The sequence below is a fragment of the Mesorhizobium sp. M1E.F.Ca.ET.041.01.1.1 genome, assembly GCF_003997355.1.
GTDB lineage: Bacteria > Pseudomonadota > Alphaproteobacteria > Rhizobiales > Rhizobiaceae > Mesorhizobium.
In genome coordinates, this window is the sequence record NZ_RZSL01000091.1 from 1 (window position 1) to 15,860 (window position 15,860).

General features: G+C 64.8%; 15 protein-coding genes. 6 read left to right on the forward strand and 9 right to left on the reverse strand.

Features of this window, described 5'->3' with window-relative positions; genetic code table 11:
• Positions 1 to 182 precede the first annotated feature (182 nt).
• Positions 183 to 2,180 carry a PhoX family phosphatase gene (locus tag EOA38_RS10550; RefSeq protein ID WP_127299148.1) on the forward strand — a complete coding sequence of 666 codons (1,998 nt, stop codon included), beginning with the start codon at positions 183 to 185 and terminating at the stop codon, positions 2,178 to 2,180.
• Between the two features lie 61 nt (positions 2,181 to 2,241).
• Here EOA38_RS10550 and EOA38_RS10555 read toward each other — a convergent pair whose 3' ends face one another.
• Positions 2,242 to 2,922, reverse strand: coding sequence for a GNAT family N-acetyltransferase (locus tag EOA38_RS10555; RefSeq protein WP_127299149.1), 681 nt, complete (start codon positions 2,920 to 2,922; stop codon positions 2,242 to 2,244).
• Entirely contained in the window at positions 2,919 to 3,425 is a 507-nt protein-coding gene (locus EOA38_RS10560; protein WP_127299150.1) for a MarR family transcriptional regulator, read from the reverse strand. Before EOA38_RS10560 ends, EOA38_RS10555 begins: the two co-directional genes overlap by 4 nt.
• Before the next feature lie 349 nt (positions 3,426 to 3,774).
• On the opposite strand from EOA38_RS10560, the gene EOA38_RS10565 reads away from it, so the two are divergent.
• Complete coding sequence (locus tag EOA38_RS10565; protein WP_127299151.1) at positions 3,775 to 4,812, forward strand: phosphatidylglycerol lysyltransferase domain-containing protein; 1,038 nt, start codon at positions 3,775 to 3,777, stop codon at positions 4,810 to 4,812.
• A gap of 239 nt (positions 4,813 to 5,051) precedes the next feature.
• Here the strand turns inward: EOA38_RS10565 and EOA38_RS10570 are convergent, their stop codons facing one another.
• Together EOA38_RS10570 and EOA38_RS10575 are read right to left on the reverse strand one after the other, a co-directional pair.
• On the reverse strand, positions 5,052 to 5,813 hold the full coding sequence (locus EOA38_RS10570; RefSeq protein WP_127299162.1) for an ABC transporter permease: 762 nt from the start codon (positions 5,811 to 5,813) through the stop codon (positions 5,052 to 5,054).
• 14 nt (positions 5,814 to 5,827) lie between these two features.
• On the reverse strand, positions 5,828 to 6,754 hold the full coding sequence (locus EOA38_RS10575; RefSeq protein ID WP_127299152.1) for an ABC transporter ATP-binding protein: 927 nt from the start codon (positions 6,752 to 6,754) through the stop codon (positions 5,828 to 5,830).
• A gap of 294 nt (positions 6,755 to 7,048) precedes the next feature.
• Here EOA38_RS10575 and EOA38_RS10580 point away from each other — a divergent pair, with 294 nt between their 5' ends.
• The 3 genes from EOA38_RS10580 to EOA38_RS10590 are packed head-to-tail and all read left to right on the forward strand — an operon-like array spanning position 7,049 to position 9,740.
• On the forward strand, positions 7,049 to 8,410 hold the full coding sequence (locus EOA38_RS10580) for a cytochrome ubiquinol oxidase subunit I (protein WP_127299153.1): 1,362 nt from the start codon (positions 7,049 to 7,051) through the stop codon (positions 8,408 to 8,410).
• Positions 8,411 to 8,412: 2 nt separating this feature from the next.
• Positions 8,413 to 8,739, forward strand: a complete 327-nt coding sequence (locus EOA38_RS10585) for a hypothetical protein (RefSeq protein ID WP_127299154.1) — start codon at positions 8,413 to 8,415, stop codon at positions 8,737 to 8,739.
• Positions 8,736 to 9,740, forward strand: coding sequence for a cytochrome d ubiquinol oxidase subunit II (locus EOA38_RS10590; protein ID WP_127299155.1), 1,005 nt, complete (start codon positions 8,736 to 8,738; stop codon positions 9,738 to 9,740). The genes EOA38_RS10585 and EOA38_RS10590 overlap by 4 nt, the downstream gene beginning before the upstream one ends.
• 221 nt (positions 9,741 to 9,961) lie before the next feature.
• Here the strand turns inward: EOA38_RS10590 and EOA38_RS10600 are convergent, their stop codons facing one another.
• The 5 genes from EOA38_RS10600 to EOA38_RS10620 form a co-directional block, all read right to left on the reverse strand.
• Positions 9,962 to 11,659 (reverse strand): phospholipase D-like domain-containing protein, encoded by a 1,698-nt coding sequence (locus EOA38_RS10600; protein WP_127299157.1) that lies wholly within the window; start codon positions 11,657 to 11,659, stop codon positions 9,962 to 9,964.
• Positions 11,660 to 11,921: 262 nt separating this feature from the next.
• Positions 11,922 to 12,662: a peptide-methionine (S)-S-oxide reductase MsrA gene (msrA, locus tag EOA38_RS10605; protein ID WP_127299158.1), complete on the reverse strand. Its 741-nt coding sequence runs from the start codon at positions 12,660 to 12,662 to the stop codon at positions 11,922 to 11,924.
• A 284-nt stretch (positions 12,663 to 12,946) separates the two neighbouring features.
• Positions 12,947 to 13,231: a hypothetical protein gene (locus EOA38_RS10610; protein ID WP_127299159.1), complete on the reverse strand. Its 285-nt coding sequence runs from the start codon at positions 13,229 to 13,231 to the stop codon at positions 12,947 to 12,949.
• A gap of 84 nt (positions 13,232 to 13,315) precedes the next feature.
• Complete coding sequence (locus EOA38_RS10615; protein WP_127299163.1) at positions 13,316 to 14,020, reverse strand: DUF1223 domain-containing protein; 705 nt, start codon at positions 14,018 to 14,020, stop codon at positions 13,316 to 13,318.
• 352 nt (positions 14,021 to 14,372) lie between these two features.
• Positions 14,373 to 15,383 (reverse strand): TadE/TadG family type IV pilus assembly protein, encoded by a 1,011-nt coding sequence (locus EOA38_RS10620; protein ID WP_245480810.1) that lies wholly within the window; start codon positions 15,381 to 15,383, stop codon positions 14,373 to 14,375.
• Between EOA38_RS10620 and EOA38_RS40945 the strand changes: the two genes are divergently transcribed.
• Complete coding sequence (locus EOA38_RS40945) at positions 15,370 to 15,498, forward strand: hypothetical protein (RefSeq protein ID WP_281060094.1); 129 nt, start codon at positions 15,370 to 15,372, stop codon at positions 15,496 to 15,498. The two genes, EOA38_RS10620 and EOA38_RS40945, sit on opposite strands and share 14 nt — an antisense overlap.
• Positions 15,499 to 15,860 lie beyond the last annotated feature (362 nt).

Here is a 15,860-nt window from a genome sequence, read left to right on the forward strand (position 1 = left end):
GCCCCTCATTGCCCTGCCGGGCATTTCTCCCCGTATAGTGACGGGGAGAAAGGGGCCGACATCGACGGCTTCGCCAATCGCCGAGGGGTACGTCGAAGCCATGTCACGAAAATGTGATCGGCGCGCTTTAGGGGTCGAAAGGTCAAAATCCCCAGCCGCCTCAAGAAGCCAGAGGACAGCCCATGACCCAATCCCCTGAGACCCGCTTCCGCACCAGCCTGCTCGAGGAGAACGACGGTCCGCCCGTCAATCCCACCGACAACCGCACGATTGGCGAGATCATCGCCGCGCGCTTCTCGCGCCGCGGATTCCTCAAGGGTTCGCTGGCCGTCTCGGCCATTGCCGCCACGGTCAGCCCGCTGGCCCTCGTCGCCGCCAACGAGGCGCGCGCCGCCGAGGCCTCGGCCTTCAAGTTCGACGAGCTCGAGGCCGGCATCGACGACAAGCACCATGTCGCGCCGGGTTACGACGCCGACGTGCTGTTGCGCTGGGGCGATCCGCTGTTTGCCGATTCGCCGGAATTCGATCCGCTGAAGCAGTCGGCCGCGGCCCAGGCCAGGCAGTTCGGCTACAACAACGACTATGTCGGCTACATTCCGATCGATGGCTCGGCCGAGCACGGCCTGCTGGTCGTCAACCACGAATACACCAACCCGCATCTGATGTTCCCGGGCATCGTCAAGATTGCCGAGAAGGAAGGCAAGAAGGCCGCCGAGGTGGCGCCGCTCAGCAAGGAGCAGGTCGATGTCGAGATGGCCGCCCATGGCGGCACCATCGTCGAGATCCGCAAGCAAGGCGGCAAATGGCAGGTGGTGCGCGACGGCAAGCTCAACCGCCGCATCATGTCCACCACCGAGATGGCGCTCTCCGGCCCGGTCGCCGGTCATGACCGCGTCAAGACCAATGCCGATCCCTCCGGCGCCAAGGTCATCGGCACGCTCAACAACTGCGCCGGCGGCGTCACCCCCTGGGGCACGTACGTGATGGCCGAGGAGAATATCCACGGCTATTTCTCGGGCGAACTGCCGGAAGGCCACAGGGAAGCCGCCAACTACAAGCGGCTCGGCATACCGGAAGGCGCCTATGAATGGGGCGCGCATTACGACCGCTTCAACCTCGCCAAGGAGCCGAACGAGCCCAATCGCTTCGGCTGGATCGTCGAGGTCGACGTCAACGACCCGGATTCGGTGCCGAGGAAGCGCACCGCCATGGGCCGCTTCAAGCATGAGGGCGCCGAATCGATCGTCGCCAAGGACGGCCGCGTCGTCTTCTATCTCGGCGACGACGAGCGCTTCGACTATGTCTACAAGTTCGTCACCGCTGGTAAGTTCAATCCCAATGACCTCGCGGCCAGCATGGACCTGCTCGACGACGGTACGCTGCATGTGGCGAAGTTCGCCGAGGACGGTTCGGTCGAATGGATGCCGATCGTGTTCGGGGAAGGCCCGCTGACGGCGGAAAACGGTTTTGCCAGCCAGGCCGACGTTCTCATCGAGACGCGACGCGCCGCCGACCTGCTCGGCGCCACCAAGATGGACCGGCCGGAAGACATCCAGCCCAATGCCGGCAACGGCAAGGTCTATGTCATGCTGACCAACAATTCGAAGCGCAAGGCCGAGCAGGTCGACGCCGCCAACCCGCGCGCCGAAAACGCCTTCGGCCACATCATCGAGATCGTCGAGGACGGCGGCGATTTCGCCGCCACCAAGGGCAAGTGGGAAGTGCTCTTGAAATGCGGCGATCCCAAAGTGGCCGATGTCGGCGCCACCTTCTCGACCGCGACCACCGCCCATGGCTGGTTCGGCATGCCGGACAATTGCGCCGTCGATTCCGCCGGCCGTCTCTGGGTCGCCACCGACGGCCAGGGCCCGAAGGCCACCGGCCGCACCGACGGCTTGTGGGCGGTCGACACGGAGGGTGCCGCGCGGGCGACGTCGAAGCTGTTCTTCCGCGTGCCGATCGGCGCCGAAATGTGCGGCCCGCTGTTTGCGCCGGACGACCAGACCGCTTTCGTCGCCGTTCAGCATCCGGGCGACGGCGGCGAGGACTGGGAAGGCTTTGGCCGTCCCTCCTATTACGAGGACCCGTCGACCCGCTGGCCGGACTTCAAGCCGGACATGCCGGTGCGTCCGGCGGTCGTCGCCATCACCAGGCAGGGCGGCGGCAAGATCGCGGTCTGATCTTCGTAGCTGATCTCGAAAAAAGGGCTTCGGCGATCCGAAGCCCTTTTTTGGTCTCTCGCTACCCCACGCGTTGAACCACGGCCATGTTCAGGGTGGTCCTCAACCGGAAACCGATGGACTGGTAGAGTCCGACGGCCGCGACGTTGCTGGCATAGGCGTGGAGATAAGGAACCTCTCCCCGCGCCATGATCCGGTTCGCCACGAACAGCGACAGCAGCCTGGCAAGGCCGCCGCCGCGGAAATCCGGATGCGAGCACACGCCGCTGAGCTCGGTATAGCCGGGCTGCTTCATGCGCTCGCCGGCCATCGCCGCGAGCCTGCCGTCGATCTTCACGCCCCAGAACTCGCCGAGGCTCAAGGCCTCCAGCGTGAACGGACCGGGCTTGGTGAGCGACGCCAGAGCGAGCATCTCGGCGGCATCGTCGCGTGTCAGTCGTTGCACGCGCTCGTCGGACACGGCCTGCACCGGCTGCCCGGCAATCATCTGCACCAGGGATGCTGTCGAAACCGCGGCGATCTCCGCGGGCAGAGTGATTTCATCCGTCTGGACCAGGATGGCGCTTTCAAGCGGCGGCAGAAGCTTGCCCAAAGCCCGCAGGCTTTGCGCATCGTCCGCCGCGGTGGCGGCGAAAGGAACGATCGACGGCCGGTAGCGCCGGGCGAGGGTGTCGCCTTCCGCGAAGACCTGATGGCGCGTCGCAAGCGCGCTCCAGATGGGACGGTCGAGAACGTGTGTCATCGCGCGACGGCCTTGGGCGCGACGGCCTCGGCTTTTTCCGCACGGCGGTCGAGAGGGATCGCGGCCAACCGATCCTCGATGGCGGCGAGTTGACCAAGCAGCGGCCCGGAGAGGTCCGCGCATACTTCCGCGACAGCATCCTCGATGCGCGGCCAGACGTCGCGCTTCGCGGTGTCCATCAGCCGTTGGCCGCTCGCCGAGAGGGAGACGATCCTGCGCCGCTGGTCGTCGTTCGATTGCGCGACCTCGACCAGGCCCAGCTCGGTAAGCAACGAGACACTGCGCGTCACGCCCGGCTGCGCGATGCCGAGCGACTGCGCCAGTTCGCCGACCGGCAGCGGCCCCAGCCTGTCGAGCGCGGCGAGCAGGGGGTATTGGCTCGACTGGATCCGCACATCCAGGCGATCGAGCACGCGCTGCGTGTCGGCCTGCAATTGTTCGCCAACGCGCTTCAGCCTGCTGCCGAGGCAGAGAAAGCCGAGGGATCGCAAGATGTCTTCCATGGCTGGTCTCGCTTCAAATACATAACTTGATATATAACAACATATGAAAAGTCAAGGGCTCTCCGTTTCAGGCGGCCGACGGTCCCCGATACAGGCTCGATACCCGGTCGCCATGCGCGGGACATTTCCCCTTCATTCCAGGCCGATAGCATCCTATATGGCGCTGGGGCGACACAATCCGTCGCGTCAAGCGACTGATTCGAGGCCCGCGGGTCGGCGGGTCTTAGAGCAATTCCAGGAAAAGTGTGTAACGGTTTTCCGCCCGGAATTGCGTAAAAACAAAGAGATAGAGCGGTTCGGCGTTTCCGTGAAACGCTGAAACGCTCTGTTCATCGGGACGCGGAAGCTCATGCCCTCCCTGCGTATCCATATCGACAGGTTTCTTGAAGGCGCGGCGCCCAAGGTGCCGCGCCGCGAGCTGACGCATCTCGAGCGCCTGGCGCTGGTTCGCCGGCATGGCGACTTCTCGCTCGCCTATTCCACCGCCGTGCAGCAGAAACTGTCCTATTTCAGCGACGGCGACGGCTACATCGCCTTCGGCACCAAGATGAAGCACCATTTCGCCCTCGGCGATCCGGTGGTCGATCCGGCGGAAAGGCCCGGCTACATCAAGCGCTTCGTCGAGGCCGCCGGCGGCCCCTGGTTCGTGCAGATCGGCGCCGCCACGGCCAAGGTGCTGGCCGGGCTGGGCTACCGGGTCAACCGGCTGGGCGTCGACACCAGGCTGCACCTGCCGGCGCATGATTTCTCCGGCAAGCGCAACGAAACCGTGCGCTATTCCGAGCGCTGGCTGGCGAAGAAAGGCTTCACCTTCGCCGAGGACAGGGCCAACATGCTCCTCGACGAGGTTTCGCGGCTGTCCGAGAACTGGCGCGGCGAGCGCATCGTCAAGCGCTGGGAAATGGGCTTCCTCAACCGCCCCTTCGCCGACCATCTGGGCGCCGACATGCGCCGCTTCGTCCTGCATGGCCCCGAGGGCGAGCTCGTCGCCATCCTCGATTTCGATCCGCTGTTCAGCGACGGCAAGGTCATCGGCTACACCACCGCCTTCAAGCGCAAGCATGTCGACGCCACGCCGCATGCCGAGATCGGCCTGACCAAGTTCGCCGTCGACCGTTTTCGCGAGGAGGGCGTTTCGGTCGTCACGCTTGGCCTGTCGCCGCTGCTCGATGTCGAGCCGAGCGGCTTTACCGAATCGAATTTCTGGCGCGGCGCCTTCCAGCGCGCCTACCAGTCGCCCTGGGTCAACCGCTCACGCTTCAACCTGCAGGGCCAGGCGGCCTTCAAGCGCCGCTTCCATGGGCTGGAGGAGCCGACCTACATCGCCTTCCGCAAGGGCACGCCGATGGAGATGCTGGGGTTGTTGAGGTTGATCAAGGCGATTTGAAACAGGCCCTGTTCCTCGCCCCCGCGGAGCGGGGGAGAGGTGGCTCGGGCGAAGCCCGAGACGGAGAGGGGGACGACATCCGCGACGCCAGACCCCGGAGGGGGAAGGGTGCGCCAGAGTCAGCCGTCATATGAAGCTGCTGGAGCAGCGCATCCCCAAGCGCCGGCGCAGGCCCCTCTCCGTCCCGGCTTCGCCGGGCCACCTCTCCCCACTTCGTGGGGCGAGGAACTGGAGTTCCGTCAATTCCTCAACCTATACCCCGTCCTGAAGATCCATGCCACGATCGCGATGCAGACGGCCAAAAACACCAGCGTCATGCCGAGGCTGACGCCGACCGAGACATCCGCCTTGCCGTAAAAGCTCCAGCGGAACCCGCTGATCAGGTAGACGACCGGGTTGAACAGCGTGATCGTCTGCCAGATGCCGGGCAGCATGTGGATCGAGTAGAAGCTGCCGCCGAGAAAGGTGAGCGGCGTGACGATCAGGAGCGGCACCAGCTGCAGCTGCTCGAAGGTCTTTGCCCAGATGCCGATGATGAAGCCGAACAGGCTGAAGGTCACCGCCGTCAGCACCAGGAAGGCGATCATCCAGAACGGATGCTCGATCCTCAGCGGCACGAACAGCGATGCGGTGCCTAAGATGATCAGCCCGAGCAGGATCGACTTGGTCGCCGCACCCCCGACATAGGCGATGATGATCTCGAGATAGGACACCGGCGCCGACAACAGCTCGTAGATCGAGCCGACGAATTTCGGGAAATAGATGGCGAAGGACGCGTTCGAGATCGACTGCGTCAACAGCGACAGCATCATCAGCCCCGGCACGATGAAGGCACCATAGCTGATGCCGTCGATCTCGTTGATGCGCGAGCCGATCGCCGAGCCGAAGACGACGAAATAGAGCGAGGTCGAGATCACCGGCGAGATGATGCTCTGCAGCACCGTGCGGAACGCACGCGCCATCTCCACCCGGTAGATCGCCCACACTGCACGAAGGTTCATGGCGACGCGCGGATTCATGGCTCTTGCCTCAGAAGATTGACGAAGATCTCTTCGAGCGAGCTGTTCTTGGTGTCGAGGTCGCGGAACTGGAGGCCGGCGGCCTCGAGATCGCGGATCAGCGAGGCGACACCCGGACGGTCGCTCTGGTTGTCATAGGTATAGGTGATCTCGTTTCCGTCCGCGGACAGCTCCAGCGCATAGCGCGACAGGCCGTCCGGCAGGGCTGTGAGCGGCGCGCGCAGTTCGAGCGTCATCTGCTTGCGGCCGAGCTTGCGCATCAGCTCCGCCTTGCCCTCGACAAGGATGATCTCGCCCTTGTTGATGACGCCGACGCGGTCGGCCATCGCCTCGGCCTCCTCGATGTAATGCGTGGTCAGGATGATGGTGACGCCGTCCTCGCGCAGCCGCCGCACCATCGCCCACATGTCCTGGCGCAGCTCGACATCGACGCCGGCCGTCGGCTCGTCGAGGAACAGCACGCGCGGCTCGTGCGACAGCGCCTTGGCGATCATCAGCCGGCGCTTCATGCCGCCGGAAAGCGTGATCGCCTTGGCGTCCTTCTTGTCCCACAGCGAGAGGTCCTTGAGCACCTTCTCGACGAAATCCTTGTTCGGAGCCTTGCCGAACAGGCCGCGGCTGTAATTGACCGTCGCCCAGACCGTCTCGAAGGCGTCGATGGTCAGCTCCTGCGGCACCAGCCCGATCAGGCTGCGCGCCGCGCGGTAGTTCTTGCCGATATCGTGGCCGTCCACGGTGACGGTGCCCGACGAGCGGTTGACGATGCCGCAGACGATCGAGATCAGCGTCGTCTTGCCGGCGCCGTTCGGCCCAAGCAGCGCGAAGATCTCGCCGCGCTCGATATCGAGGTTGATTTCCTTCAGCGCCTTGAAGCCGGTGGCATAGGTTTTCGTGACACCGGAAATCGAGATGATGGATGACATACTGAAAAACGGCCGGCTGGAAAACGTGACCTGATATAGGTCGGATGTCGTTTTATGCAAACCGGCATTCGACGCTGCTCCTGACAGTTCTGAACAGCCGCCCTCGCCGGCTGGCGGTGGAACGGCGCTGAACGAAGCGTTCGCGGCGTCGGCAAGCTGTCACGCGGGATGTCTATCCATGCCGGCGCGGCGCCGCTCGCCGCTGCGACAACGCGCCTCGCGTGACGCCGCGCCGCTTTGACCGATGCGCGCTCGAGGCCTATTCTCGAAGAATAGCAGCAGCCGGAGTCGCCCATGGACCCGCTCATTCTGTCGCGTATCCAGTTCGGCGCGAATATTTCGTTTCATATCCTGTTTCCGGCGATCACCATTGCACTTGGCTGGGTGCTGCTGTTCTTCAAGCTCCGCTACAACGCCACGGGCGATTCCGCCTGGATGCGCGCTTATTTCACCTGGGTAAAGGTTTTCGCTCTGTCTTTCGCCATGGGCGTGGTTACCGGCGTCACCATGAGCTTCCAGTTCGGCACCAATTGGCCGGGCTACATGCAGAAGGTCGGCAACATCGCCGGCCCGTTGCTTGCCTATGAGATCCTCACCGCCTTCTTCCTCGAGGCCGCCTTCCTCGGCATCATGCTGTTCGGCTTCCGCCGCGTCTCCAACCGCATCCACACGCTGGCGACCGTGCTGGTGGCGGGCGGCACCACCGTCTCGGCCTTCTGGATCATCGCGCTGAACTCCTGGATGCAGACGCCGGCCGGTTTCGAGATGATCGACGGCAAGGCGCATGTGCTCGACTGGTGGGCGGTGATCTTCAACCCGTCCATGCCCTACCGGCTGGTGCATATGCTGCTGGCCTCGGGCCTCACCGTCGCCTTCCTGATCGCCGGCCTGTCGGCGCTGCGCTACCTTGCCGGCGACCGTTCGGAATCGATGTGGAAGGCGCTGCGCACCGGCGTCTTCACCGCCGCCATCCTGATCCCGATCCAGATCTTCGCCGGCGACCAGCATGGCTTGAACACGCTGGAGCACCAGCCGCAGAAGATCGCCGCCATGGAAGCGAACTGGAACACCGGCCCCAACGTGCCGCTGGTGCTGTTCGCGCTGCCGGACGAGGCGGCGAAGGAAAACAAGTTCGAGCTGGCCATCCCCGACGGCGCCAGCGTCGTGCTGCGCCACAGCGTGAGCGGCGTCGTGCCCGGCCTCAACGACTATCCGGGCAACCATCCGCCGGTCTTCCCGGTCTTCTGGGGTTTCCGCATCATGGTCGGCACCGGCATATTGATGTTGCTCGTCTCCTGGTCGGCGGCCTTTTTCCTCAAGCGCCGCCACGCCCTACCGAAGCTGCTGGCGCTCATCATGGTTCCGATGACGATCTCCGGCTGGGTGGCGACGCTCGCCGGCTGGTACACCACCGAGATCGGCCGCCAGCCCTGGCTGGTCACCGGCGTCCTCAAGACGGCGGATGCCGTCGGCCCGGTCGCCGGCAGCCATGTGGCGCTGACTTTAGCCGTCTATCTTATCCTCTATGTGCTGCTCCTCATCGCTTATCTGAGTGTGCTGGTGCATCTGGCGCTGAAGGCGGCCAAGGATGGCGATGCCTCGCCGCTCCCGGGCGCCATGAACGCAGCCCTTTCACAGCAGGCCGTGGGGGAGTGATCATGGACGGGCAAGGCGAGCGGTGCGGTCGGTTCGATGCGGGGCTTTCTTCGGAGATCGGCGCCGCCCCTCACCTGCCTGCCGGCATCCTCTCCCCGTATAGTGACGGGGAGAGGGGCGCTGTCATCGCCGGTTTCGCTGATCGCTATCGTGGTAGCAGGAAGATCGCCAGCGTCGCGGACAGCTCCCTTCTCCCCGTCACTATACGGGGAGAAGTGCCCGGCAGGGCGATGAGGGGCAGCGCCAACCTCGACAATCGATCTGAAACGATTGCTTCAAGCGGTATGGCCGCACGTCGCACCTATCGCGGCTGGAGGAGAAAAAAATGACCTTCGACTGGCCAACCGCACTCCCACTGATCTTCGCCGGCCTGATGGGCCTCGCCATCCTGATCTACGTCATCCTCGACGGCTTCGACCTCGGCATCGGCATCCTGTTCGCCGCCGGTGACGACGCCGAACAGGATACGATGATCGCAGCCATCGGCCCGTTCTGGGACGCCAACGAGACCTGGCTGGTGCTGGCGGTCGGGCTTTTGCTGGTCGCCTTCCCGATGGCGCACGGCACCATCCTCACCGCGCTCTACATTCCGGTCTTCCTGCTCCTGGTCGGTCTGATCCTGCGCGGCGTCGCCTTCGATTTCCGCGCCAAGGTGCCGGCCGGCAAGAAGCAGCGCTGGAACCGCATCTTCTTCTTGGGCTCCGCAACCGCCTCGCTGGCGCAGGGCTATATGCTGGGCGTCTATGTGCTGGGTCTCGACGTCGGCCTTGGCGGCATGGCTTTCGGCGCGCTGGTCGCGCTCTGCCTGTCGGCGGCTTACGCCGCCATGGGCTCCGCCTGGCTGATCTACAAGACCGAGGGCGATCTGCAGCGCAACGCCGTGCGCTGGCTGCGCACCACGCTGGTGCTCACGGCGCTCGGCATGGTCGCGGTGTCGCTGGCGACACCTTTCGCCAGCCCGCGCATCTTCGACAAGTGGTTCCTGTGGCCGGAGATACTCTACCTGTCGCCGCTGCCCATTGTGTCGGCGCTGCTGTTCCTGTGGCTGTGGCGGCAGACCTTCCATCTGCCGAGGCCGGACGACCGGCATGCGCTGCGGCCGTTCCTGACCTTGGCCGCCATCTTCGCGCTCGGCTTTGCCGGGCTGGCCTGGTCGTTCTACCCCTATGTCGTGCCCGACAAGTTGACGATCTGGCAGGCCGCGTCGGCGCCGGAGAGCCTGGCCTTCATCCTGGTCGGCACCGTGATCGTGCTGCCGATCATCATCTTCTATTCGTTTTATGCGTATCGGGTGTTCGGGGGCAAGGCGACGGATCTCACCTACGATTGAGAGGCGGCGCTGATGACGGCGTTTTTCTCCCCGTCACTATACGGGGAGAAATGCCCGGCAGGGCAATGAGGGGCAGCGCCGGCCTGGCAAGCAGAGCGATAGCCGGCCCCCCTTCAAGCAATAACTTTCGCGGCTTTTGATGCCCAATTGCAAATGTTGGCGCTGCCCCTCATCCGCCTGCCGGCACCTTCTCCCCGTGAACGGGGAGAAGGGAGCTACCCTCAAACAGTCCAGAAGGCGATCTCCTGCGCCTTGGTCCTCAGCTCCGTCTTCAGCCAGGCATCGTCGTCTTCCAGATAGCTCCACGGCGTCTTGCCCTGCGCCCGCATCTCGCGGATGTAGGAGCGGTAGCGGTAGTGGCTGTAGACCGACATCGCATAGGTGGCGTAGGCGGCGGCGAGCTTTTTGTGGCCGCGCACGATCACCAGGTTCTCGTCATTGCTCTTGCTCGCCGGCGCCGAGAAATTATGGCTGCCGGTCACCACCACGCAGTCGTCGGAGTGCGGGTCGGTGACCAGGATCTTCGAGTGCACGATGGCGTGGCCGATCTGCGACAGGAAGGTGCGCCGGTTGACCTCGGCGATCCATGGTCCGAGCGGCGCGTCGAGGCCTTGCGGCTGCGCCACCGAATAGCGGTCCGGCTTGAACCTCCGGTCGCTGCTCACCAGGTCGATGTCGAGGAAATTCTGGTCGGTGCCGCCCTCGTCCTCGCTGAGCGTGCTGACGACGCCGCGCACATACATGCCCTTTTCCCTGGCGCGCTGGCCGGCCAGCGTATGCAGGCCCTGCTTGCCCGGCGTGAACATCAGGAAAAGCACCGCGTGCTTGGCCGAGGTGATGACATCGCGCAGCGCCTCCATGTCGCGCCCGTCCGAGGTGCGCGTGAACCACACCGTCGCTTTGGCCGTGCCGACCGAAAATGTCTTCGGCTTGTCGTTGTCGGCCATCAGCGCCGGCGTGAAATTGGCCGGGTCGGTCTTCGGCGGCGAGGCGTCCTTCAACAGGTCCCAATGCTTGCGGAAATGCGCCGCCACGTCCTTGTCTTCGATCAGCAGGCCGTTGTTGACCTGCGTGCACAGCCCCGTCGTGCTCCAGTTGGTGCTGCCGGTCCACACCATCGTGGGCGCGCCGCCCTTCGAGACCACGACGAATTTGTTGTGGCCGAGCCCCTTCGACTTCAGCATCCGGTCGATGGTCGCAATGCCGTGGTCGTTGAGGTTCTTGCGCGCCGCCGCGTTGCCGTCGCCCTTCTTGTCCGAGCCGTTGGCGAGGATGAGGTTGAGCCGCGGCCCGAGCCCGATCAGCGCCGTCTCCAGCGTCGCGTCGCCGAGTTCGTAGAGCGCGGCATGCACCTCGTCGCCGGCGACCTGCGTCAGCCCGACCATGCGCAGGCCGAGATCGCCCTCGAGGAAGGCGCGGAACTTCGCGTCGCCATTGGTCTGCAGGCTCTTCTTGAACGCCGCCGGCGTCAGCCTGTTCTTCGCCATGTAACGCGCGACGAATTGCGACAGCACCAGCCCGCGGTTGAAGAAGCAGGAAAAGCCGCCGCCGGCGTCGGTGGAAAGCGTCCTCCAGTCCGTCCAGTCGCTCGCAACCCCCTTGGTCAGCGGCTTGCCGGCGCCGGCGCTCATCATCGCGGTCACCCGGTAGCGCACCACATTGCCGACATCCGCGGCATGGTCGGTCCAGTTGAAGCGCTGGAACGGCCAGACGTCGGACGGCCGGTGGTCGCCCGATTTCGGCTTGTCCTTGGTGAAGCCGACGCGGTTCTCGACCGGCTCGATCTTCTCCGTCGCGCCGGCCTTGCGGCCGCGCTCCAGGAGGAAGCCGCGGCATCCCGGGATGAATTCGCTCGGCGCCCAGGCGACGAAGGCGTCGTCGCCATTGGTGTAGACGGAAACCTCGATGCTGACAGCCATGTGTCATTCCTCCCCGATGCGACGCCGACACGATTCGCGCCGGAAGCAGGTTTCCGGATCAGTTGAAACAGAAATTCAGAAAGAGTGACGGCGGTGATTATGTGGCGGCAGAAGACTGGCTGTCAATGTTTGGTAATTTTAAGTATAACTCTATGAACAGCTTCACATTCCGATCTATTGCCGGCAAAAGAAGGAGGCGGCGGACCTTGCGGCCCGTCCGCCTTTAAACCTGTCGCTGCGCTCCGGAACCGGCCGGCAGCCGTCAGCTCTTGCTCGACGCCAGCACCAGCACCGGCTTTTCGCTGTAGAGCTGCGGGAACAGCGCCTTGAGGTTCTCGATCTTGGGCAGGTCGTTGTAGACGATATAGGGGTAGGTCGGGTTCAGCGTCAGGAAGTCCTGATGGTAGTCCTCGGCTGGATAGAAGGTCTTGCCCGTCTCGAGCGTCGTCACGATCGGCTTCGCAAACACCTTGGCCTTGTCGAGCTGGGCGATGTAGCTCTCGGCGACCTTCTTCTGCTCGTCGTTCCCGGCAAAGATCGTCGAGCGGTACTGCGTGCCCTGGTCCGGCCCCTGGTAGTTGAGCTGCGTCGGGTTGTGCGCCACCGAGAAATAGACCTGCAGGAGCTGGCCGTAGGTCACCTTCGACGGGTCGTAGGTGATCTCGACCGATTCCGCATGGCCGGTGCGGCCGGTGCCGACGACCTCGTAGACGGCGTTTTCGGCGCTGCCGCCGGTATAGCCGGAAACGGCCTTGCTGACGCCCTTGACGTGCTGGAACACGCCCTGCACGCCCCAGAAGCAGCCGCCGGCGAACACGGCCTTCTCCGTGCCGCCCGCGGCCTTCTCGTCCAAAGCCGGCGGCGGGATCACCACCGCGTCCTCGGCCGAACGGGCCGGCGTCTGCCAGAACGCGGCCGCCGCCGCCGTCAGCACCAGTGCCGCAAGCGCGCCCTTTGCAAAAAATGGCGATCGCCGCGCGGCCTTTGTCTTGATGCCGTTCATGTCTGATCTCCTTGTCTTGGTTCCAGTATATACGACGGAAGCCGCCGAGAGGTTCTCACTTTGCCGTGCGGCGGCTTATCGCCGGCGTCGGCGCTCCCCCTCTCCGTCTCGGCTTCGCCGAGCCACCTCTCCCCCGCTCCGCGGGGGCGAGGAACCCAGGCTTGCGAAGGCCGCGCCCTCGGCGGTTAGGCATTTCCTCGCCCCCATGAAATGGGGGAGAGGTGGCTCGGCGCGCAGCGCCGAGACGGAGCGGGGGAGCGCCCTTTGCCATAGCTCGCTGAGGCTTACTGCGCCGGGGCCATCGCGTCCGCCGGTTTCATGGCATCCGTCACCGGCTTCATGGCGTCGGCAGGTTTCATCGCGTCGGTGGCGGGCTTCATCGCTTGTGTCGCCATCGCATCGGGCTTCATCGTATCGGCCGGTTTCATCGCGTCCGTCGCCGGCTTCATTGCATCCGTCGCCATCGCGTTGGCGGGCTTCATGGCATTGGTCGCGTCGTCGGCGCGGGCGCCGGCGGCGAAGGCCGTTGTCGCGAGCGCAAGCGTGAGCGCCGTCAGGAATTTGGTCATGGCTAGTCTCCTTGGGTTGTGGCGCGCGAATGCGGGCCGGGTGTTGCGATGCCGCTTCCTGCGGCCCCGCGCGAAAAACGATGATCAGTCCGCGGCGGCCGCCAGGATCGGCCCGCCGCCGGGGCTCTGCACCAGCACCGCGGTGCTGAGGCCGTTGGCGGCGGCCGGCAGCGGCAGGGTCGTGGCCTGGCCGCTCCAGCCGCCAAGCCGCTGCAGCGAATGCACGACATTGCCGTGCGGCAGCGTGCGCCCGGTGTTTTCGCCGCGCGCCACCGGCACCTCGACGACGCCCTTGGCGTAGCGCACCAGCCAGATGTCGGCCTGGCCGCCGGGCGCCTTGCCCGAGCCGATGCTGACCTTGCCCTGCCCCAGCGAAAGCGCCGGGCCTTGAGCAGACGGGCTCGTCGAGATCAGCCGTTCGATCTCGCCGGCCCTGGCGCCGACCGCGTCGACGCTGCCGTTCACAACCACCTGCGGCGTGAACGGCCCGTCATGACCGAGCGAGGGCTCGTAATTGACCTGGCGCTGGGTGAACTCCTGCCGGCCGAAAATGTCCTTCCAGCCGAGATAGTCCCAATAGGTTACGTTGAAGGACAGCGCCAGCACGCCCGGCCGGTCCTTGACCTTGATCAGGTTGGCATTGGCCGGCGGGCAGGACGAGCAGCCCTGGCTGGTGAACAGCTCCACCACGGTCAGCTGCGCGGATGCGGCACTCGCGCCAGTGGCAAGCGCGATCAGCGCCGCGCCGGCGAGCAGCGCTTTGCCGAGCATTGTCTTGGATCCGGTCATGAGAAGCAGTCTCCGTTGCGGCGATGCTTCCATTTCGCCGCGGCCGAAAACTTCGTTACAGGCTTCACCGGTTTGTGATTGGGGGCCTTCAGTGAGGAACGTTGGCGGGACAGCACCCCCCTCTGTCCTGCCGGACATCTCCCCCGCAAGGGGGGAGATTGGCACTTCCGTCGCCGGCGTTCATCTTGCAATGCTGGCGATTGGCGAAACCGGCGCGTCAGCTGATCTCCCCCCTTGCGGGGGAGATGGCCGGCAGGCCAGAGGGGGGTGTGAAGGATCGCGGCGCTGGAAATCCGTCTCGGCGCTCCGCGCCGATCCACCTTCTCCCACAAGGGGAGAAGGAGAGGCGCTTCTACTGCGTCAGCACCGTTTCCGACTGCCTCTGGTTGAAGTCGCACTTGCCGGTGGTGGTGTAGAAGAAGTCGGCATTGCTGACATCGGCCGGCACCGGGTTGCCGCCGTCCTCCCAGGCCTGGTAGCCGGCCTGGTTGCAGGGCACGGCGGTGAAGATGTCGACGGTCTGGCCGGTCGCGACCTCGGGCATGTTGCTGGCGCTGGTGCCGATATAGAGCCGATTCGAGGTGGCGGGATCGTTCGACTTCAGCACCTTCGGGCTGCCCGAGGGCACGTCCATCTGAAGATAAAGCTTGTCCATCTGGCTGACGTCGATCACCGCGCCGGAGCCGTTGGCGGGGTAGAAGGTGTCGGCGCAGGTCGTCGCGTACTTCTTTCCCCTGCTGTCGGTCTGGGTGATCGTGCCGGCGGCCAGGTTGTTGAAATTGCCGACCGTGTTGGTCGTGCAAACCTGCTGCTGGACCACCATGCTGGTGGAGCCGTTGATGGTGCTCACCGTGGTCGTGCCGTAGCCCTTCGGGTCGCCATAGCCATTGTAGGTGTACGTGATCGTCATCAGCGGCTTGGGGGTGGTTTCGCCGAACTTGGTGCCGTAGAGCGTCATGGTCTTGTTCCAATAGCCCGACACTTTTGTCACCTTGAAGGTGGACTGCACCAGCGCCGGCGTCTTGCGCACCGAGGAGCCGACGCCGACATCCACGGTGTTGATCCGGGCGATCTGCATGAAATTGGTCGGCATCGGATAGGCCGCCGTGGCGCTGAAGGTCGCCGTGCCGTCGGCGGCGATATCGACACCGGTGAGCGTCGCCGTGCCAAGCCCGCTGTTCGCCGCATAGGTCTGCTGCAGCGCCGTCTGGCGGTCGCCCTTCGACGTCGTGGTCGGGAGCGTCGTGATCGAGATGATCGCCGCGTCCAGCGCGTTCTGCATGTTGCTCCTGGTCGTCACCGCCGAGGTGTAGTCGACGGAAAAGCCGACGGCCAGCAGCAGCGGGATCGTGATCATCATCATGATCGGCATCATCGAGCCGCTTTCCGAGCGAACGAAATTTCTTGGCGACGAGAACATTCCCCAACCCCCGAACAACACCGGTGGCGCAGCCACCCAAGGCGGAGCTATGCCCTAAATGGGTGCATAATTGTTTAAGCGATTTTGAATGTTCGGGGGCGCTGGCACAGCCGATCTCCCCCCTTGCGGGGGAGATGCCCGGCAGGGCAGAGGGGGGTGCTGTCCCGCCGACGTATCCGTGCTTGGGTTCCTCGCCCCCGCCAAGGGCGGGGGAGAGGTGGCCGCGAAGCGGACGGAGAGGGGGTCTTCGTAGGGCGCTCCCCCTCTCCGTCTCGGCTTCGCCGAGCCACCTCTCCCCCACTCCGTGGGGGCGAGGAATCTTCGTCTTGCTGCGTCGCGATCCGTCACACCCCCCTCTGGCCTGCCGGCCATCTCCCCCGCAAGGGGGGAGATGGCCGGCAGGCCAGAGGGGGGTGTGAC